Here is a 19,015-nt window from a genome sequence, read left to right as displayed (position 1 = left end):
GCGACCGCGCCGGCGCGGGCGGCCACGTCGTCCGGCAGGACCGCGAGCGTCTTCCGGGCAGCGGTCCTGGCTGCCTGCCGGAACGGACTGCGCTGCAGCGCGCTGAGGCCGATCAGCACGGCGACGGCCTCCTCCACCGTGAATCCGGCCGGCCCGAGGGTCGCGGACGCGTCGATGACGTAGCCGCCCGTGCGGCCGGGCTCCGCCCAGATCGGCAGACCCGCCTGCTGCAGCGCGGACAGGTCCCGCTCGATGGTCCGCACCGACACCTCGAACCGCTCGGCGAGACGGCGCGCGCTCCGCGGCCGGGGCGAGACCGCCCGCAGCTCCTCGACGAGCCCGTACAGACGATCGGTGCGGTTCACCCGACCATCATCCGCCCGGGCCTTCGGGGTGGCGTCCGTCGCCGGACTCACTGCGGAGAGATCTCCGCGGCAGCGGCCGCCGCGGGGCGCCTGCGGGAGGAGCCGTCCTGACGGTGGGCCGCCCCTCGGAGTCGCCCGTCTACTCCGCGAGCGCGCGCAGGTGCACCGCCGCCCAGGAGCGGAACGGCGTCCACGTCTCGGAGATCTCGTCGATCGACCGGTCGTCGCCGTAGCGCTTCGCGACTTCGTCGCTCAGCCTGCCCTCGTTGCGCGGCAGGACGTCGGGGAAGTTCGCGCCGCGGATCACGACGAGCTCGGCCGAGAACGGCCCCATCCCCAGGATGCTCTGCACCTGGACGAAGGCCTCGGCCGGCTGGAGCGAGCGCAGGTGGGAGCCGGAGAGCTGTCCGTCGAGGGCGGCCTCGGCGATCGCCTGCAGGTACTCCGCCTTGCGGTCGGGCAGGTCGAGGGACGCCGCACGCAGGACGGCCGGGGACGGGAAGGCTCCGTCATCACCGAGCTGCTGCGCGAGACGCGTCCTGACCGCCGCCGCCTGCCGGATCTGCAGCCGACGCGACAGGACCGTCCAGACCGCCGCCTCGTAGGGCGAGAAGAAGCCGCACGGCCGGAACCCGGGGAGCCGAGCCTGCGCGTCCGCGATGACCTCGTCGCGCGCCGCGACGTCGGGCCAGCTGCGCCCGTCGATGTCGATGGACAGCAGCCGACGGACCTGCTCGGTCGCGGCGTCCAGGTCGCCCGGGCCCTCGACCACGATGCGGGCGGACGGCCCGTCCTGGGTGACCACGACGTCCACTCGCTGCCAGTCGGCATCGCAGAGGAGGGCGGAGCGGATGCCCGCGGCCTGCGGCTGCGACGCGAGCCGGTTCGGGGTGAAGCCCTCCCAGAACCGCTGGGTGGTGGCCAACGACCAGGGCCCGAGGATCTCGTGAACGGTCTCGAGTCGAGTCACGGTCGGGCCTCGGGGCTCTGAGCGGCGGCAGGACCGTCGGTCCCGGAGGGGGTGGACGCGCCGTCGGGCCGTTCATCGGCGGGTGCCGCATCGGTCGACCGTTCTCCGAAGAGGAAAGCCTCGCCGTCGGAGTAATGGCTGTTCACGCTCAAGTGCTCGGCGAAGCGCTCGTCCCCGAACGCCGCTGTCAGGTCGTCGGCCGAGCGCCACTGCACGTACTCGATGATCCGATCGCTCCGGAGGTCGCGGAAGAAGCTCGTCGAGACGAAGCCCTCGAGCGTTCTGATGTGATCGCGCGTCTCGCTGTCGTTGTACTCGGCCATCCATGCCTGCTTGCCCGCGACGGGCGCCAGTCGGATGATCTCGTGGGCCGCCGTCGGGGCAGCGCGCACCGGATCGACGGGAGTCGCGTCGTCCGGGCTCGCCGTCGCCGAGGTGGTGAACCGGTAGATCCCCTCGTCCACGACCCACGACGATTCAGTGCGGCTCAGTTCCGCCGCGAAATCCTCGGCGTCGCGGCGGCTGCGCCAGAAGAGCAGCCCTAAGAGGAGCTCGGTGCCGGGGGAGGAGGGCGGGCCGAGCACGCGGCCCTGCGCCAGCCGGATCGCTCCGCCGTACCCCGTCCTCGGACGTGCGAGCGCTGCCGGCGAGGTGGCCGGATCGGACCGTTCCGACCCCGCGCCGCTCGGGTGCGCTTCTGCGCTGACCACGACGACGAAGGGGGACGCGTCACCGTCGACGGTGGTACTTCGTGGGGACACTGACATGGGAGGACCTCCGGGCTTCGAGGACGCCGGAGGTTTTCAGCCCCGGATCGACACCGCCGGTGAGACGGGTCGACCACTCCGATGAGAATCGGTCAGGCGATGACGGTACACCACTTCCCTCCCGCCGTCCCGATCCCGGACGCCCGATTCGCATCCCTCGGGTGAAGCGGTCGGTCCCGCTCGGCGGTGACGGGGACAGCCGCCCGACCGGCGACCGCGGCTCAGTACTGCGCCTGCTCGTGCACCTCGACCGAGCCGTAGAGGGGGGCGCGTCGGGCGTACCGCACGGCGTCGTCCCGGGTCGGGCAGTCGAGCAGGTAGTAGCCGACGAGGGCGGACCGCTCCTCCGCTCGGGACGGGGCCGGAGTGTCGCCTTCTCTTCGCGCCGCGGTCAGATCCGTCTCGACGGAGACGTCCCCGGAGGCGTCGGCGAAGCGTCCGGAGTCGACGAGGACGCCGTCCGCCTTCAGCGACGCCTCGTAGTCCGCCCAGGCCGCGTAGTCCTCGGGCGCATCGCCCCCGGCGTAGCTGCCGTCCGACCGCATCACGAGCATGATCTTCATCGCGCCTCCTGGTCCATCCGACTACCGTTCCCTCGGCGGCCGCCTCCGCGGTCGGATCGCCCCCGGGAACCGGCGCGCCGAGTCTCCGACCATTCTGGGTCGAGGCGACCGTGCGGGGAAGGGATCGCTACGGAGCGCGATCGTCCGCGTCGAGGGCCTGCTGGAGGAGCCGGAGCGCCTTCGGCCCGACTCCGTGGAGGGTTCCGAGACGGTCGAGACCCACCCGCCTCACGTCGTCCAGATCGTGCACGCCCCCGTCCTCGAGCGCACGCGTGGCCGGGGCGCCGACGGCGGGAAGCGGTCGCGGATCCATACGTCCGACACGACGAACCGGACGGCCGCCCGACAGCCGATCCGGCTCGGCGCGGGTCGCACTCGCGACTCTGCGTCTCAGGGCGTCGACGAGTGCCGCCACCGAGGCGTCCGGTACGGCACGAGTGACGGCCAGGACGGTGCGCTCGAGCGGCGGGTGCAGTCCGACGGCGACCATCCCGTGCGCGAGGGCGCTCCGCGGGACGGGGGCGGCTCCGACACCGGCGGAGGCGAGGGCGGCGGCCTGCTGCACGGACCGGGTCTGGAGGGCGTAGGAGACGAGCACTCCGGCTCCCGCGAGCCGCTCGGCCAGCCAGGCGCCGTACCCGTTCGACGCGTCCACGCCGATCAGGCCTCCCGCCTCACCGAGCTCGGCCATGGGGAGCCGGCCCGCCGAGACCTCTCCGGCGGGCCGGCCGACGACGACGATCTCCTCCGTCCCGAGGCGCTCGACGTGCAGTCCGTCCACCGTCGCCGGCCCGGGGACGACGACGAGGTCGAGGAGGCCGGCGCGCAGGTCGTCGATCGAGGTGGCGGCGCTGGTCGTCTCGACGAGCTGCAGCGGCGTGCGTCCGTCGGCGTTCCACCGGGTGACCACGGGGACGAGGAAGGGCAGGGTGAAGCTCTCGGCGACGGCGAGCCGGATCGGCTGCTCCGCGTCCGCCGTCCGCGCGGCCGCCACGGCGCGTTCGGCGGCGTCGACGGCGAGGCGGGCGTGCTCGACGAGCGCGCGACCGTACCGGGTGAGGGTCGCGCCGGCCGGATTCCGGTCGACGAGGGGCACCCCGACCTCGCGCTCGAGGGACGCGACCTGGTGGGAGACCGCGGGCTGCGAGAGGTGCAGCGCGCGAGCGGTCGCGCCGATCGATCCGACCCGCGCCAGCGTCACCATCACCTCGAGGGCTCGAAGACTGGGCATAGACGAACCCTATCCCTGACCTCAGATATGCGACGGTCGTTTATGGACTGATGGTGTCCGTCCCCTGGTTGTCACGAACGAAGGAGCCGCACCGGCTCCTCGACAGGGAGGCACCATGAACGAGAAGAAGAACCGCGTGCTCGTCGTCGGAGGGGGATCCGGCATCGCCCGCGCTCTCGTGCGCGAGCTGCTCGAGAGAGGTGACGACGTGATCGTCGGCGGACGTCACCCGGAGGCGCTCGGTGACGACGCGGGGGAGTCCGGCGGCCGGCTCCGGTCCGTCCGGATCGATCTCGCCGATGAGTCGAGCATCGCGGCGGCCGCCGATCTCGGGCCCCTCGACTTCGTCGTCTCGTTCGCGGCGGCGCACGCGAACGGCCCGGTCACCGGGCTGGAGCGCGATGCCGTCGTGATGGCGTTCGACGCGAAGGTCATCGGCCCGATCCTGCTCGCCAAGCACCTCGCGTCCTCCGTCCGGCCGGGCGGCGGCTTCCTCTTCTTCTCCGGTGTCGCCGCCTGGAGGCCGTCGGCGGGGCTCGCGGTGATGGCGACGACCAACGGAGCGGTCTCCTTCCTGGTCGAGGCGCTCGCGGTCGAGCTCGCCCCGGTGCGCGCCGTCGCGATCTCGCCGGGGATCATCGACTCCGGCGCCTGGGACGCACTGGGCGAGCAGGAGAAATCAGCGATGTTCGCCGAGACGGCGGCCGGGAATCTTTCTCGCCGGATCGGCTCGGTCGACGACATCGTGTCCGCCGTGCGCTTCGCCATGGACAACACGTTCGTGACCGGGACGACGCTGCACGTCGACGGCGGCGGGCGGCTCGCATGAACCGCCGCGCACCCCTCCTCGCCGTCGGTCTCGCCGCACTCCTCGCCACCGCCGGCTGCGCGAGCACGGTCGCGACGGAGGACCCGGCCGCGGCGGTGAGCGGCGACGACGGCCTCGTGCAGCCCGGGACCGTGCATCTGGGGGACTCGAGCGTCGAAGCGAGCCGACCCGTCGTCCTCCGCGCGCAACAGCTCTACTCCTTCTGGAACACGGGCGACGAGACCTGGCTCGAGCTCGCCGTCGACGACTCCTTCCTCGACCGCACCCTCCCGACGGGGCGACCCCAGGGAGTCGAGGGGCCGATCACCGCCTCGGAGCAGTTCCGCGCGGCGGTGCCCGACCTGGCGTGCTCGCTCGACGACCTGTACGTCACGGGCGACACCTTCACCGCGCGCCTGACCTTCACCGGCCACTTCACCGGCGTCTCCGGCGGAGTCCAGGGCCAGGGCCAGCCGATCGAGTTCGGCGCGATCGACATCCAGCACGTCGGCGCGAGGGGGCGGATCGTCGAGGACTGGCACCTCGAGGACGACCTGACCTTCCAGCAGCAGGCGGGCCTGCTGCCGGCACCCGCCTCCTGATCTCCCCTCCGACAGGCGACCGTCCTGCACGAGCCCCGTTCGACGCCGTCCTGGGCCCGCGATCGATGGTGGTCTCCGGATCCGGCGAGCGCAGGAGCGCGGGACGCTAGTCGTGTCACGGTCGTCCGCTCAGAAGGCGCGTCGTCCACCCGGCCAGCGCGGAGACGGCGGTTCGCGACAGCTCGGCGCCGGGCATCATGCTGGTGAACCCGTGGAACGCGCCGGGCCAGACGTGGAGCTCCGCCTGGACTCCGGCTTGCCGCGTCGAGACGGTCGAATCGCCGTCGTCGAGCATCGGGGAGATCAGGGCCTCGGCCCGGTCCGTTCACCAGGGCCCCTCCGCCGCGACGAGCGGCTGAACAGCACCTGCGGGCCGCTTCGAACGGCTGGCAGATGCGAGCACGTCGAGGGAGCACCGGTGCTCGAGGTTCACGGAGGGCCCCCGATCGACGTGTCGTCACTGGTTCACCCCCCCGCTCGACCCTCAAGCGGTTCGGACCTCTACCGTTGCACCCGTGCCCCTCCTTCTCGCCGACCTGCTGTCGTGAGAGCGCTCGTCGCCTGGCTCGAGCACCGCCAGATCCCGCTCTACCTCGCCGCGATCGCCGCCGGCGCCGCTCTCGGACTGCTGCTGCCCGCCGCGCACCACCTCGAGGTCGCGATCGAACCGGTGCTCGCGCTGCTGCTGTTCGCCACGTTCCTCGGGGTCCCGTTCGCCGCGATCGGACGGTCTCTGCGCGACGGCCGCTTCCTCGCCGCGGTCGGGGTGCTGAACTTCGTCGTCGTGCCGCTCGTCGCCTACGGGCTGTCCCGATTCGTCGCCGACACTCCGGTGCTGCTGTTCGGGGTCCTCCTGGTGCTCCTGACGCCGTGCATCGACTACGTGATCGTGTTCGCCGGGCTCGCCGGAGGGGCGTCCGACCGGCTGCTCGCCGCCGCACCGCTGCTGATGCTCGCGCAGATCCTCCTCCTCCCCGTGTATCTGCTGCTCTTCATCGGTCCTGCGGGGGTGGCGGTGGTCGACGCCGGTCCGTTCGCGCGGGCGTTCCTGCTGCTGATCGTGGTGCCGTTGTCTGCGGCCGGGCTGGTGCAGGCCCTGGCGCGCCGACACGTGTCCGGCCGGATCGTCGAGTCCACGATGCTCGGGCTCATGGTGCCGCTCATGACGGCCACGCTCTTCACCGTCGTCGCCTCCCAGTCCGGCGCCGTGGGCGCCTCGGCCAGCCGGCTTCTCGTTCTCGTCCCGCTCTACGCGGGATTCCTCGTGGTCATGACCGCTCTGGGGCTGGGTGCTGGACGCGTCTTCCGACTCGACGTGCCCGCGACGCGCGCCCTCGTGTTCAGCGGCGCGACCCGCAACTCGCTCGTCGTGCTGCCCCTCGCACTCGCGCTCCCGGCACCGCTGTCGCTCGCGCCCGTCGTCGTCGTCACGCAGACCCTCGTGGAACTCGTCGGCATGGTCGTCCTCGTCCGACTGCTCCCTCGGCTCGCCCGAGACCGAGCAGCGCGGGCCGGCCCGGTCTGAGGCGGACTCACCGGCGCCCGAGACGACTCGGGCCTGGAAGGGTCGCCCGGGGAGTCGCCCGGGAGGTGCTCGCCGGTCAGTCCTTCTCCGGTCTGCCCGCAGTCCCCGCGTCAGCGGGCTCATCGGCCGGGGCGACAGGAGCTGCGGACTCGACCGCGGTGGGCTGGACCGCGGCCGATCTCGCCTCCTTGGCGGCGAGGCGCTTCTTCTGGGACTTGCCGGTGCTGAACGGGCTCACCCACAACCAGGAGAAGCGCCGCAGCGACTGGAAGAGGAACAGCGACGCCCAGAGGGAGAACACCGTCAGGGCGAACGGGAAGACCGTCGCCGGGCCGGTCGGGACATTCGTCTCGCCGAGCAGGGGGACGAACGCGACGACGACAGCGATCACGAAGAGGTGCAGGAGATAGATCTGGAAGCTCTGCTGCCCCATGGTGACGAAGATCTTCAGTGCGCGGACCTTGACGAGGTACTGGGAGCCGGCGATGCCCAGGACGATCGCGACCGAACTGGCGATCAGGATGACGCCCGGAATGCGGTTGGCGTCGAAGGCGACGATCACCGCGATGATGCCGATGTAGGACACTGCGAGCGCGAGCGCCTGCCAGACCTTCACGCGGGCGGCGAAGCGGTAGAACGTGCGGGGGATGAACATCGCCACGAGGAAGAAGATGAAGTTCTGGAGCACCCGGTCCCAGCCGATGTTGTCGGTGTCCAGCAGGCCCGTGGTCGTGGACGCGACGGACAGCAGCCCGGCCACCGAGAGCTGGATCCACCGGGGCACCTTGCGGATCGCCCAGGCGAGGATGCTGAAGATCGCGAGAGCCCAGATGAACCAGTAGCTGCTCGACGGCAGGATGGGGAGCACCAGCACGTTGAGCGGGTCCGTCGGTGAGGTGGCCTCCGACCGTGAGAACGGGACGATGAGGTAGAAGACGACCCGGATGAACGACCACAGCAGATAGAGGTACACCAGCGCGAGGACCCGGCGGCGCCACAGCTCGGCGAACGTCCACGTCAGCATCCGGGCGGCCGTGAGGCCCGCGATGAAGAAGAACACCGGCATGGGGAAGTAGAGCAGCACAGTGCGGAGCTTCGGGACGTACCCCTCGAGGCCGAAGAATCCCAGGAACAACGACGAGTGGTAGAGCACGACGAGACTGATCGCGACGCCCTTGGCGAAGTCGATCCACTCTCGCGACTCGGGGCGCTTCACGACGGCCCCTGCCGTGCTCGATCCCGTCATCCGTCGCTCCTCGCGTTGGCGCACAGGGCGCGATCACTCTTCACCGATTGCTGCGGATCCATTGCGCCCCCAAGATGCTGAATTCGAATCGGATGCGAATGAGCCCCGATTCATTCCCCGTACGGCTTTTGAGAGTACGGGAAAGAATCCGATCGCGGACGAATCGCTGGAGCATCGAGGCGGCCCGGGAAGTCCGGACGCCTCGCAGGCACCGGACGACGTCCTGTCCGTGGGGTCGCCCGCTCCGCGCCGGAGGGCCTTCGGCTCGGTTCGACCGACGTCGTTCGGACCGCAACCGTGGATCCCGGACGAATAGACCGTTCAGGGGTGCGCGGACACCGCATTCGTCCAGTTCTGGAGGCCCGGGAACCGAAGGATGAGACGAAACCGGCGTGCGGCCAGGACACCTCGACCCCTCCGGCATACTCCATGACGTGAACGACGCCACCACCGCCCCCAGTCTCGACGGCCGCGAGTTCGTGATGACCTCCTCGACCAACAGCGCGGTCGACCCGGAGTCGCCGTCGCGGTTCCACTACTCCGAGCGCGACGGAGTGATCTGGGGTGACTATCTCGGCGACACCGTGACCTTCGGCCGCTTCGTCGGCACGCGCACGGGTGACGCCCTGCAGGTCTCCTTCGTGCACCAGCTGATCGACGGCGGGACCCTCGTCAGCGGCACCGCGGGCAGCCGCGTCGAGCTCGACGGCGAGGGCCTGCTGCGGCTCGTCGAGGAGTTCGAGATCGACGGCGACGACCACGTCAGCATCTGCGTCGAGGTCTGACGCTCAGCGCGCCGCGTCGCGGCCGTTCCCCGCGGTGGTGAACCGCGTCATGCCGAGCCGGTTCGTCGATCCGGAGCGGTCGGGGATGTCGGAGGGCAGCAGATAGGCCTTCCGCACCACCTCGTCGAGCACGACGACCGAGACCACCGACTTCACCTCGGGCCGGGCCGCGACCACGCCGGTGACGAAGTCGTGCACGCCGCCGATGTCGAGCGAGCGGACCAGGAGCATCGCGTCGTGCTCGCCGGTCGTGATGCAGCAGTACTCCACGTCGGGCATCTGGAGGATGCCCTCGCGGAACCGGTGCCACGACTGCGGGTGCACCGTCACGAACACCAGGGCGCAGACGTCGAGCCCCACCTTTCCCGGATCGACCAGGGCCGAGAACCCGGTGATGACGCCGGATGCGGTGAGCTGCTCGACCCGGTTGTAGACGCTCGCCCGCGAGACGTTCACCCGCTCGGCCAGGGCGGACATCGAGATGCGCCCGTTCTCGCGCAGGACGGCGAGGATGCGCAGATTGAGGTCGTCGAGCCCGCCCGCGCTTTGTCCAGCGACCGCACCGGCGGCCGGATCGGTGATCGACATAATCCACTCCTTCGTCACTGCGGGCGGCAGTTCGTCCACGATAGCGGCCCTCTGGAAACGGAGTGCGTCGCGATGTGCCATCGTTTCGCAACACGTCCAGCCGAACCCTCGCCAGGAGGCCTCCATGGTTGTCCGCTCCACCCGCACCCCGCGCTGCGCCCCGACGCGAGTGGTGATCGCCGCCGCGGCGGTCTCCCTCGCCCTCCTCGTGGCGGGCTGCTCCTCGGGCCGCGTCGACACCGCCGACGGCAGCAGCGCGACGCTCACCATCAACAAGGCGTTCGACCTCAAGACCGCCGACCCGGGCCGCATGTACGAGCCGACCGGCCAGATGGTCGACAAGGCGCTCTACGAGACCCTCCTCACCTTCGAGGGCGGCGACGTCTCGCAGGTCGTCGACGGCCTCGCGAGTCTCGAGCAGTCCGACGACGCGAAGACCTTCACCCTCACCCTGAACGGCGAGCACACCTTCTCGGACGGCACCGCGATGACCGCCGACGACGTGGTGTTCTCGCTGCAGCGCGTGATCGGCCTCAAGGGCAACCCCTCGTTCCTCCTGGACGGCGTCACCGTCACGAAGAAGGACGACACGACGGTGGTGCTGACCACCGAGAACCCCACGCCCGCCCTGCCGGCGATCCTGGCGAACCCGGCGCTCGGCATCCTGAACTCGAAGGTCGTGAAGGAGAACGGCGGCACCACCGACGAGACCGACACCGCCGAGACGTTCCTCAACACCACCTCCGCCGGCTCCGGCCCGTACGTGCTCGACACGCTCGACCTCGCCTCGCAGGTCGTGCTGACCGCGAACGAGAACTACGACGGCGACGCCCCGGGCTACGGCCGCGTCGTCATCCAGAACGTCGAGGGCGCGACCCAGAAGATCAACGTCGAGGGCGGCAGCGCCGACGTCGCGCTGGACCTCTCGGGCACCCAGGCGGAGGCGCTCGGCGACTCGGTCGCGGTGACCAGCGACCCGTCGGCGAACGTGATCTTCCTGCTGCTCAACCAGAACCCGAGCGTCTCGGCGATCACGTCGAACCCCGACTTCGTGAAGGCCGTGAAGGAGGCCGTCGACTACGACGACCTCGTCTCGATCGCCGGCAACGGCACCGCCCAGGCGTCCGGCGTCATCCCGAGCATGCTGCTCGGCGCCCTGCCCGAGAGCGGCGCGCTCACCCAGGACCTCGACGCCGCGAAGGCGGACCTCGCGAAGAGCGGCTACGCCGGCGAGTCCGTGACGCTCAACTTCCCGAGCGACATCAGCCTGAACGGCATCGACTTCCCGACCATCGCGCAGCGCATCCAGTCGCAGCTCAAGGACGCCGGCATCACCGTCGAGCTCGCCCCGGCCCCCGTCGCCACCGAGCTCGACGCCTACCGCAACGGCACCGAGACCATGGGCCTCTGGTACTGGGGCCCGGACTACCCGGACCCGAGCGACTACCTCGTCTTCACCCCGGGCGACGTCGTGGGCCTCCGCTCCGGCTGGACCGATGGTGCGGCCCCCGCGATCTCGGCGCTGGCCGACGCCGCGGCCACCGGCGGCAGCGACGACGAGCGCCAGTCGCGCTTCGAGGAGCTGCAGACCGCGCTGAACGCCGACGGCCCCTTCATCCCGCTGCTCCAGCCCGGCAACAACATCGCCGCGGCGAAGGACGTCTCGGGTGTCGTCTACAACGCGGTGTGGACCATCGACATCGCGGCCCTCACCGCGCAGTAGCCCGTGTCCACCACCACGACGGCCGTCCGGACCCCGCGTCAGCGCGGGGGCCGGGCGGCCCACCCGTTCCTCCGCTACGCGCTCCGCCGCGTGCTCACCTCGCTGCTGCTGGTGGTGGGCGTGACCCTCGTCACCTTCATCCTGACCAACCTCGTGCCGGGCGACCCCGTGGCGGCCGCCCTCGGCCAGCGCGCTGCGGAGGATCCGGAGATCGTCGCGCAGTTCCGCGCCCAGTACGGTCTCGACCAGCCGCTCGTCGTGCAGTACTTCACCTACCTCGGCAACCTGCTTCACGGCGACCTCGGCGTCTCCACCACCACGCACAACCCGGTGGTCGCCGACCTGGCGAAGGCGCTGCCGGCCACCCTCGAGATCGCCTTCGGCGCCATCGTGCTCAGCGTGATCATCGGCGTGCTGTTCGGCACCGTCGCCGCCTACCGGCGCGGAAAGGCCTCCGACCACGTGCTGCGCGTGGTCTCGCTGGCCGGCCTCAGCGTGCCGACCTTCTGGCTCGCGCTGGTCCTCTACTACGTCCTCTACTTCCAGCTGCGGATCGCGCCGGGATCCGGCCGGCTGAGCAGCGACTTCACCACGCCGCCGACGGTGACGGGCCTCTACACGGTCGACGCCCTGCTCGCCGGCCAGCTCGACACCTTCCTCGACGCGGCGTCGCACCTCTTCCTCCCCGTCCTCGTCCTGACGCTCTACACGGTGGGCCTGCTGACCCGGTTCGTGCGCACCGCGGTGCTCGAGATCCTCGACCAGGACTATGTGCGGGCCGCCCGCGCGAAGGGGCTGCCGAACCGCGCGGTCACTTTCTCCTACGTGCTGCGCGGGGCGAGCATCCCGATCCTCACCGTCGTGGGCCTCGCCTTCGGCAGCCTGCTCAGCGGCACCGTGCTCGTCGAGGCGGTCTTCGGCTGGCCCGGGATCGGCTCCTACGCCTACCAGGCCGCGTCGCACCTCGACCTGCGCGGCATCATGGGCGTCGGTCTGCTCATCGGCGTGATGTACCTGCTCGTGAACCTGATCGTCGACCTGCTGTACGGCGTGCTCGACCCGAGAGTGAGGCTGGCCTCGTGACGGATCCGCGAACCACCCGGTCCGACCCGCGCGACGGCGCTCCGGCCGGTCCGCGCGACGGCGTCGGTGCCGGAGTGCTCGACCCGGTCGCCGCCCCCGGCCTCCGCCTGCGCCGCCCCCGCCTGCGCCTGGGTCGCTGGTCGGCGCCGCTCGGACTCCTCGGCGCCGCCGTCGGCGTGCTCTGGATCCTCATCGCCGTGCTCGCCCCCGTCATCGCCCCGCACGATCCGCTCGCGCAGGACCTGCCCCTCCTCCAGGCGCCCGGTGAGGGCACGCTGATGGGGACCGACGCGCTCGGCCGGGACGTGTTCTCGCGCGTGATCTGGGGTGCCCGGGTCACCATCCCGCTCGCCCTGCTGCTCGTCGTGATGTCGGTGCTGATCGGCGCGATCGTCGGATCCGTCGCCGGATTCTTCGGCCGCGCGGTCGACGAGGTCGCGATGCGCATCACCGACCTCGTGATGGCGTTCCCCACGGTCATCCTGGCGATGGTGATCGCGGCCGCGCTCGGAGCGTCGCTCCTGAACGCGGTGCTCGCGGCGCTGATCGTGTCGTGGCCGTCCTACGCCCGGCTGACCCGCGGTCTCGTGCTCGGCCTCCGCTCGTCGAACTACGTCGTGTCCGGACAGCTGCTCGGCTTCTCGCCGCTGCGCTCCCTCGTCCGCGACATCGCGCCCAACATCGTGGGCCCGGTGCTCGTCCTGGCGAGCCTCGACATCGGCACGGCCATCCTCCTGCTGTCGGGCCTGTCGTTCCTCGGGCTCGGCGCGAAGCCGCCGACCGCCGAGTGGGGCTCGATGGTGTCGGACGCCATCCAGAACTTCGACGCGTGGTGGATCGGGGTCTTCCCGGGCCTGGCCATCCTCACCGTCGTCATCGCGTTCAACTTCGTCGGCGACGCCCTGCGCGACGCCCTGGACCCGCGGTCGCAGACGATCCGCGGAGGAGGCGCCACACTGTGAGCGACGCACTGACCATCAGCGGGCTGCGCATCCGCACCCGCAGCCACGCCGTCGTGGACGGCATCGATCTGGCGCTGCGCCGCGGTGGCATCCACGGTCTCGCCGGCGAGTCGGGCTCGGGCAAGACCATGACCGCCCTGGCGGTGCTCGGACTGCTGCCCGGATCGATGACGGCCAGCGGGAGCATCCGCCTCGCCGACGACACCGGCGACGGCACGACGGAGCTCGTCGGCGCGTCCCGGCAGGTGCTCGGCGCGGTGCGCGGACGCCGGGTCGCCATGGTCTTCCAGGACCCGTCGACGAGCCTGCACCCGCAGCTCACCGTGGGCCGCCAGCTCACCGACCACCTGCGCCACCACCTCGGTCTCGGCAAGGAGGCCGCGCGGTCCAGGGCCGAGGCCCTGCTCGAGCGGGTGCGGGTCCCGGACGCCCGGGCCTCCCTCGGGCGCTACCCCCACCAGTTCTCCGGCGGTCAGCGGCAGCGCATCGCGATCGCGGTGGCGCTCGCGTGCGAGCCCTCGGTGCTGCTGGCCGACGAGCCGACGACCGCGCTCGACGTGACCGTGCAGGCCGGAGTGCTGCAGCTGCTGCGGGAGCTGGTCGACGACGGCGGGCTGAGCATCCTGCTCGTCACCCATGACCTCGGCGTGATGAGCGCCGTGGCCGACGAGGTGACGGTGATGCGCCAGGGGCTCGTCGTGGAGTCGGCTCCGCGAGAGCGGCTGTTCACCGCGCCCGAGGACGAGTACACGCGGGCGCTGCTCGCGGCTCTGCCCGGCTCGAGCTTCGAGGAGAGCCCGGAGGAGCTGGTCGCCGAGCTCGTCGAGGGGCACGAGAGGGCCGCCGCCGCGGACGATCCGGGCGCGGCCAGGGCAGGCGACGTCGAGAGGGGTGCGCGATGAGCGCGGGAGTGGTTCTCGAGGCCGACGGCATCGTGGTCGAGTACGGGGGGCGACCGCCGCTGCGTGCCGTCGACGGGGTCGGCTTCCGGGTGGCGGCGGGCGAGGTCGTCGCGCTGGTCGGCGAGAGCGGCTGCGGCAAGTCGAGCCTCGCGCGCGCCGTGGTCGGCATCGAGAAGCGCCGCGGTGGCGACGTGCGCCTGAACGGCGTCGACGTGCCCGCGCTCGGACTCCGTCGGCGCAGTCCGGCGATGACCGGCGTGCAGATGGTCTTCCAGGACCCGAACTCCTCGCTGAACCCCCGTCGCCGCATCGGCGAGCAGATCGGCGACGGCGTCCGGGCGGCGCTCGCCAGGGGCGCGGAGGGCTCGGATCCGGCCGACTGGCTGCGCCGCGTCGGGCTCGACCCGGCGATGGCGAGCCGGTTCCCGCACGAGTTCTCCGGCGGCCAGAAGCAGCGCATCGCCATCGCGCGGGCACTGGCGGCGAGGCCGCGGATGCTCGTGGCCGACGAGCCGATCTCGGCCCTCGACGCCTCGACCCAGACGAGCGTCGCCGCGCTGATGCGCTCGCTCAGCGTCGAGGCCGGCGCGGGCATGCTGTTCATCTCGCACGACCTCTCGGTGGTCCGGCGCATCGCCGACCGGGTGCTCGTGATGTACCGCGGCCGGGTCGTGGAGTCGGGGGACACCGAGACGGTGTGGCAGAGCCCGCTGCACCCGTACACGCGAGCGCTGCTCGCGGCGATCCCGCTGCCGGACGGCCTGGGGCGGCTGCCGCTGGCTCCACTCGACGCCGACCGGGCGGCCTGGCTCGAGGAGCTGCCCGACGCGCTGGAGCGGACGAGCGCGTGAGCGCGGTGGAGGAGGCGCGGGCCGAGGAGTCCGCTCTCTGGAGCATGCCGAGGGCCGTGAACCGCAGCCCGCTCCCCGGGGACGGCGCGTTCATGACCGCCGGCTGGGCCGATCCGGAGCCGGTGATCGACCCGGACGACCCGGTGCTCGCTTACACCGCGGAGCGCCGGTCGCGACTGGCGCAGGCGCTGCCCGCCGAGCTGCTGATCATCCCCGCCGGCCTGCCGCGGGTGCGCTCGAACGACAGCGACCACCGCTTCCGCCCGGGCACCGATCACGTGTGGCTGACGGGCAACGGAGTCGCCGAGAGCGTGCTCGTCGTCGACACGACGGGAGGGGAGGCCGGCTCGATCCTGTACCTGCGTGCTCCCTCCGGCCGCGACGGCGACGAGTTCTGGCAGAACGACGCGCTCGGCGACCTCTGGGTCGGGCCGCGGCCGTCGCTCGCCGAGACGCAGGCGGCGCTGGGCATCGAGACCCGGCCGCTGGCCGACTTCACGCGCGACGTGGAGCGGGCCGCGCGGCGGGCCCGGCGCATCCGGGTGCTGCCCACCCTCGACGAGAGCGTCGACGAGCTGGTGCGGAGCATCTGCGGACCGGAGCTCGGACCGCACCTCGTGCTCAAGGCGACGCTCGACGAGCTGCGCCTGATCAAGAACGACTGGGAGATCGGACGGCTGCAGGTCGCCGTCGACGGCACGGCGCGGGGCTTCGACGACTGCCTCGAGGCGTGGCCGGTCGCCCGCGCGATGCCCCGCGGCGAGCGCTACCTCGAGGGCACCTTCGCCCGCCGCGCCCTGGTCGAGGGACAGGGGCCGGCCTACGGATCGGTCGTCGCCTCGGGAGCGCACGCCACGACCCTGCACTACACGCGGAACACCGGGCCCCTCGCCGAGGGCGATCTCGTCCTGATGGACATGGGGGTCGAGCTGCCCTCGCTCTACGCCGCCGACATCACCCGGACCTTCCCGGTCAGCGGCGAGTTCACTCCGCTGCAACGGGAGGTGTACTCGATCGTCCTGCGCGCGCAGCAGGCCGGCATCGACTCCCTGCGCGCGGGAGTGCGCTTCCAGGACTACCAGGACGCGTGCGGGCGAGCCCTCACCGAGGGGCTGATCGACCTCGGCCTGATCCGCTGCTCGGTCGACGAGGCCATGGCCCCGTCCGCGTCGTACCACCGCCGGTGGAGCATCTCCCGCGCCGGGCACATGCTCGGGATGGACGTGCACGACTGCAACCACGCTCCGCACGAGACGTACCTCGGCGGAGTGCTCGCGGCCGGCCACACGCTCACCGTGGAGCCGGGCCTCTACTTCCAGCCCGGCGACCTGACGGTCCCCGCCGAGCTGCGGGGGCTGGGCATCCGGATCGAGGACGACCTCGTCGTGACGGAGACGTCGTCGATCCTGCTCTCGGCGGCGATGCCGCGCACGCCCGACGCGGTGGAGGAGTGGATGGCGAGGTTGGCGGGCTGAGAGATCGGGCCCTCGACGCGATCGGCCGACGCGGCCTGCGGGAGCTGCGGGGGCGCGATCAGTTCGAGGAATCCGCCGAGGGCACCTTCGAGGTAGATGATGCGCGTGCCGGCTCGGGCGCCAGCGGTCATCCGGTGAGGTGTCCCGACCGGTCTCCAACCGTGTCCAGCGCAGAGCTCGAGGACACGATCGAGGTCCGAGACCGTGAGCGCGATGTGCACCGTGCCGACCTGTGCGGGCGAGCCGGCGGACTCGAGCTGTCGGGGCGGGTCGTACTGCAGCAGCTCCACACGGTGGGGGCCGAGGGTCACCGTCGCTGCGCGGATCACGGCTCCACGGACGCCGGTGGTCGCCGCCGTGACGTCCACGTCGAGCGTGAAGGTGCGCTCGAGCACGAACCCGAGACCGGAGCACCACAGCACCAGCGCGTCGTCGAGGTCGGCCACGGTGAGACCGGAGTGAGCGATGTCGGAGACGAGCGGTGATGCCATGACATCAGTATCGAGCTCCGACACGCCTGCCTGAGAGAAGAGGGTCCCGGCACCCGATCCCCCTACGGACGCAGGCCGCGCAACGAGCAGAGATACTCTTTCCGGATGTCGTTCCCATCCATGCTCCACGAAACCGTCGATGCTGCCGAGGATCGATTGCTGGACGCGATGCGCGCAAGTGACGTCGATGCGCTTGGTCGACTGCTCGCACCCGAGCTGATCTTCACGACACCCGAAGGCTCGATCATCAGCCGGGACGAAGATCTCGGAGCACATTCGTCGGGCACAACGAAGTTCGAGTCGATCGATGAAATCAGTCGCAGCACGCTGGCCTCTGCCGGCGGCGCCCAGACCACGTCCGTCGTAGACGTCGTTGTGATCGACCACGGCACACGGATCGAGGCTCGGCTTCACTACGTCCGCGCATGGCGACGAATCGCCGGGCGCTGGATGGTCGTCTCCGGAAGCGCAACACTCGCACCCGCACCGAACGCCTGATCGTTCCGCTGAAGGATCCCCATACGGAGCAGTGCGCTTCAGAAGGGAACGACCGGTGTGTCCGTTGCAACCTCCTGTCGTCGCCGGGCGAGAATCAGCCCGACATTCAGGACAAACAGCGTCAGGAAGATGAACGCGCCCGTCGCGGCGTCGAGGTCCGTCGTGAGCTCGAGGATCATGAACGCGATGGCGGCGGCGAGAGAGGCGCACGCGGTGATGGTGAACACTCGAATCAGCCCCGTGTGGTTCCACCGCTCCTCGTCAGTGCTCATGAGTGACCTTCTCGCACCTGCTCGTCGGTGCGAGTCACGAGGCCCTTCGAGCTTCATGGCAAGAGAACGCCGTCTCGATTGAGGATCGTCGGTCGGGGTTGAGCGTCCAGTGGCCAGTACCGCGGCCGTAGGACAGGCTGAACGAAACGGAAGGGGTGAGCGATGGCGGCAGGGTTCACAAGTGGACGCGCGGCGTCCGAGGTGCGACTCACTCAATGGAACTGGTTCAGTCGCGCAGGAGCGCCGACGGAGCGTGTTCTCATCGGAGTCACTGTCGTGGCGATCATCGGCGGCAACGTCATCTTCGACGCACTGGATCCGGTCGCCGTTCCCCTTGCTGCTCGCCTGGCGGTACTCGTCGGTGCGCTCGTCGTGTTCAACGTTCTGCCGCTTGTAGTGCACGCCATTCGCCAACCTGCACCGTACGCCGACCTGTCAGCCGAGACGGTTCGCGTGCGCTCGCGGGTCACGCCCTTCGCGTCGTTCACCACGGCACGGAGGATCGAGACCGGCCGGTCGAAGCAGGTCGTCCTCGAGGTGTCGGCGCCAGGCCAGAAGGTGCTCCTCGAACTGCGCGACAGGCTGGGCCGAGTCACCACCGATCCCACCCAGGACGCGATCGTGACGTTCCTCCAGGGAAGCAGTGTCTCGATACCGTCCTCTTCGGACGATCCCACGGGCCGGTTCGCTCATGTGAACTTCCCGCAGCACCTCACCCGCGAGCAAGCCATCGAACTCGCCTCCCACCCGCTGACTGTCCCCGACTTCGGCGCCGGCCGCGATGACGTCGGGACGGCATCGCGCGGCGAGTCGCCGTCCCAGTAGGGGATGGTCTACCGGGTGCGGACGTTCAGCGTGTCAGGCGTTCCTCTCGAAAAGGCTGCCGGAGTGCGCCGACGACCGGCCCACGCTTCGCGTGCGTTCACTCGGCCAGCGAAGAACGTGGTCCAGGTCTGCTTCAAAGCGGGCTCGGGGAACGTCGTGACTGCTCGGGTAGGCGGCTCCTGCTCCGATGTCGATTCCGAAGAGCCCGATGTGGAACGCGTGGACGAGTAGGAAGCCGGGAACTAGATGCACGCCGACGGCGGCCACAGCGAGCATCACGAGCGCCCCGACTCGTCGTGGAACGCGCACGAGCTCTCATGGTGTCCTTCGCGTGAATCACCGGTCATCGATTCGGAAGGAACGCGATCCGCGCACTCCGGTTGCGATGCTCGCTGTGGCCGCCGTCGGCGTGCATCTAGTTCCCGGCTTCCTACTCGTCCACGCGTTCCACATCGGGCTCTTCGGAATCGACATCGGAGCAGG

The 19,015-nt window shown here is 70.7% G+C and carries 21 protein-coding genes and 1 pseudogene; 12 read left to right on the top strand and 10 right to left on the bottom strand.

Features of this window, described 5'->3' with window-relative positions; all coding sequences use genetic code 11:
* From C5C27_RS11905 to C5C27_RS11880, 5 genes are all read right to left on the bottom strand, one after another.
* The coding region (locus C5C27_RS11905; RefSeq protein ID WP_146079673.1) for a YafY family protein at nucleotides 1-365 on the bottom strand (365 nt) is incomplete at its 3' end.
* Between the two features lie 139 nt (nucleotides 366-504).
* Nucleotides 505-1,335: a DNA-3-methyladenine glycosylase gene (locus C5C27_RS11900; protein WP_104314469.1), complete on the bottom strand. Its 831-nt coding sequence runs from the start codon at nucleotides 1,333-1,335 to the stop codon at nucleotides 505-507.
* On the bottom strand, nucleotides 1,332-2,102 hold the full coding sequence (locus tag C5C27_RS11895; protein ID WP_181133519.1) for a hypothetical protein: 771 nt from the start codon (nucleotides 2,100-2,102) through the stop codon (nucleotides 1,332-1,334). The genes C5C27_RS11900 and C5C27_RS11895 overlap by 4 nt, the downstream gene beginning before the upstream one ends.
* Nucleotides 2,103-2,323: 221 nt before the next feature.
* Nucleotides 2,324-2,665: a YciI family protein gene (locus tag C5C27_RS11885; protein ID WP_104314467.1), complete on the bottom strand. Its 342-nt coding sequence runs from the start codon at nucleotides 2,663-2,665 to the stop codon at nucleotides 2,324-2,326.
* A 127-nt stretch (nucleotides 2,666-2,792) separates the two neighbouring features.
* Entirely contained in the window at nucleotides 2,793-3,896 is a 1,104-nt protein-coding gene (locus C5C27_RS11880; protein WP_104314466.1) for a LysR substrate-binding domain-containing protein, read from the bottom strand.
* A gap of 115 nt (nucleotides 3,897-4,011) precedes the next feature.
* Here C5C27_RS11880 and C5C27_RS11875 point away from each other — a divergent pair, with 115 nt between their 5' ends.
* Both C5C27_RS11875 and C5C27_RS11870 read left to right on the top strand, forming a co-directional pair.
* Nucleotides 4,012-4,725, top strand: a complete 714-nt coding sequence (locus tag C5C27_RS11875; RefSeq protein ID WP_104314465.1) for an SDR family oxidoreductase — start codon at nucleotides 4,012-4,014, stop codon at nucleotides 4,723-4,725.
* Nucleotides 4,722-5,306: an ester cyclase gene (locus C5C27_RS11870; protein ID WP_104239503.1), complete on the top strand. Its 585-nt coding sequence runs from the start codon at nucleotides 4,722-4,724 to the stop codon at nucleotides 5,304-5,306. The genes C5C27_RS11875 and C5C27_RS11870 overlap by 4 nt, the downstream gene beginning before the upstream one ends.
* A 115-nt stretch (nucleotides 5,307-5,421) precedes the next feature.
* Here the strand turns inward: C5C27_RS11870 and C5C27_RS11865 are convergent, their stop codons facing one another.
* Complete coding sequence (locus tag C5C27_RS11865) at nucleotides 5,422-5,601, bottom strand: hypothetical protein (RefSeq protein WP_244229562.1); 180 nt, start codon at nucleotides 5,599-5,601, stop codon at nucleotides 5,422-5,424.
* A gap of 249 nt (nucleotides 5,602-5,850) precedes the next feature.
* Between C5C27_RS11865 and C5C27_RS11860 the strand changes: the two genes are divergently transcribed.
* Complete coding sequence (locus C5C27_RS11860; RefSeq protein ID WP_104314464.1) at nucleotides 5,851-6,831, top strand: arsenic resistance protein; 981 nt, start codon at nucleotides 5,851-5,853, stop codon at nucleotides 6,829-6,831.
* 76 nt (nucleotides 6,832-6,907) lie between these two features.
* Here the strand turns inward: C5C27_RS11860 and C5C27_RS11855 are convergent, their stop codons facing one another.
* Entirely contained in the window at nucleotides 6,908-8,077 is a 1,170-nt protein-coding gene (locus tag C5C27_RS11855; protein ID WP_104267688.1) for an acyltransferase family protein, read from the bottom strand.
* A 434-nt stretch (nucleotides 8,078-8,511) separates the two neighbouring features.
* Here C5C27_RS11855 and C5C27_RS11850 point away from each other — a divergent pair, with 434 nt between their 5' ends.
* Nucleotides 8,512-8,862, top strand: coding sequence for a hypothetical protein (locus tag C5C27_RS11850; protein WP_258066694.1), 351 nt, complete (start codon nucleotides 8,512-8,514; stop codon nucleotides 8,860-8,862).
* A gap of 3 nt (nucleotides 8,863-8,865) precedes the next feature.
* Here C5C27_RS11850 and C5C27_RS11845 read toward each other — a convergent pair whose 3' ends face one another.
* Nucleotides 8,866-9,450, bottom strand: coding sequence for an Lrp/AsnC family transcriptional regulator (locus C5C27_RS11845; RefSeq protein ID WP_104223259.1), 585 nt, complete (start codon nucleotides 9,448-9,450; stop codon nucleotides 8,866-8,868).
* Between the two features lie 124 nt (nucleotides 9,451-9,574).
* Here C5C27_RS11845 and C5C27_RS11840 point away from each other — a divergent pair, with 124 nt between their 5' ends.
* The 6 genes from C5C27_RS11840 to C5C27_RS11815 are packed head-to-tail and all read left to right on the top strand — an operon-like array spanning nucleotide 9,575 to nucleotide 16,446.
* Nucleotides 9,575-11,173, top strand: coding sequence for an ABC transporter substrate-binding protein (locus C5C27_RS11840; protein WP_104314463.1), 1,599 nt, complete (start codon nucleotides 9,575-9,577; stop codon nucleotides 11,171-11,173).
* 3 nt (nucleotides 11,174-11,176) lie between these two features.
* Nucleotides 11,177-12,256, top strand: coding sequence for an ABC transporter permease (locus C5C27_RS11835; RefSeq protein WP_104239498.1), 1,080 nt, complete (start codon nucleotides 11,177-11,179; stop codon nucleotides 12,254-12,256).
* Nucleotides 12,253-13,218: an ABC transporter permease gene (locus C5C27_RS11830; protein ID WP_244230527.1), complete on the top strand. Its 966-nt coding sequence runs from the start codon at nucleotides 12,253-12,255 to the stop codon at nucleotides 13,216-13,218. Before C5C27_RS11835 ends, C5C27_RS11830 begins: the two co-directional genes overlap by 4 nt.
* The gene (locus tag C5C27_RS11825; protein WP_104314462.1) at nucleotides 13,215-14,120 is read left to right on the top strand and encodes an ABC transporter ATP-binding protein; all 906 of its coding nucleotides are present in this window, start codon (nucleotides 13,215-13,217) and stop codon (nucleotides 14,118-14,120) included. Before C5C27_RS11830 ends, C5C27_RS11825 begins: the two co-directional genes overlap by 4 nt.
* The gene (locus tag C5C27_RS11820; RefSeq protein WP_104314461.1) at nucleotides 14,117-14,971 is read left to right on the top strand and encodes an ATP-binding cassette domain-containing protein; all 855 of its coding nucleotides are present in this window, start codon (nucleotides 14,117-14,119) and stop codon (nucleotides 14,969-14,971) included. The genes C5C27_RS11825 and C5C27_RS11820 overlap by 4 nt, the downstream gene beginning before the upstream one ends.
* Nucleotides 14,968-16,446, top strand: a complete 1,479-nt coding sequence (locus C5C27_RS11815; protein WP_219813167.1) for an aminopeptidase P family protein — start codon at nucleotides 14,968-14,970, stop codon at nucleotides 16,444-16,446. Before C5C27_RS11820 ends, C5C27_RS11815 begins: the two co-directional genes overlap by 4 nt.
* Before the next feature lie 104 nt (nucleotides 16,447-16,550).
* Here the strand turns inward: C5C27_RS11815 and C5C27_RS18570 are convergent.
* A pseudogene (locus tag C5C27_RS18570) lies at nucleotides 16,551-16,937 on the bottom strand (VOC family protein); the annotation flags it as partial.
* Between the two features lie 105 nt (nucleotides 16,938-17,042).
* Between C5C27_RS18570 and C5C27_RS11805 the strand changes: the two are divergent.
* Nucleotides 17,043-17,435: a nuclear transport factor 2 family protein gene (locus tag C5C27_RS11805; RefSeq protein ID WP_104233967.1), complete on the top strand. Its 393-nt coding sequence runs from the start codon at nucleotides 17,043-17,045 to the stop codon at nucleotides 17,433-17,435.
* A gap of 38 nt (nucleotides 17,436-17,473) precedes the next feature.
* Here the strand turns inward: C5C27_RS11805 and C5C27_RS11800 are convergent, their stop codons facing one another.
* Nucleotides 17,474-17,707 carry a hypothetical protein gene (locus C5C27_RS11800; RefSeq protein ID WP_104233966.1) on the bottom strand — a complete coding sequence of 78 codons (234 nt, stop codon included), beginning with the start codon at nucleotides 17,705-17,707 and terminating at the stop codon, nucleotides 17,474-17,476.
* 276 nt (nucleotides 17,708-17,983) lie between these two features.
* Here C5C27_RS11800 and C5C27_RS11795 point away from each other — a divergent pair, with 276 nt between their 5' ends.
* Complete coding sequence (locus C5C27_RS11795; RefSeq protein ID WP_104314459.1) at nucleotides 17,984-18,532, top strand: hypothetical protein; 549 nt, start codon at nucleotides 17,984-17,986, stop codon at nucleotides 18,530-18,532.
* The last annotated feature ends 483 nt before the right edge of the window (nucleotides 18,533-19,015 follow it).

The sequence above is a fragment of the Rathayibacter sp. AY2B7 genome (genome assembly GCF_002931635.1).
Taxonomy (GTDB): Bacteria; Actinomycetota; Actinomycetes; order Actinomycetales; family Microbacteriaceae; genus Rathayibacter.
This window is presented reverse-complemented; position numbering and strand designations above follow the sequence as displayed.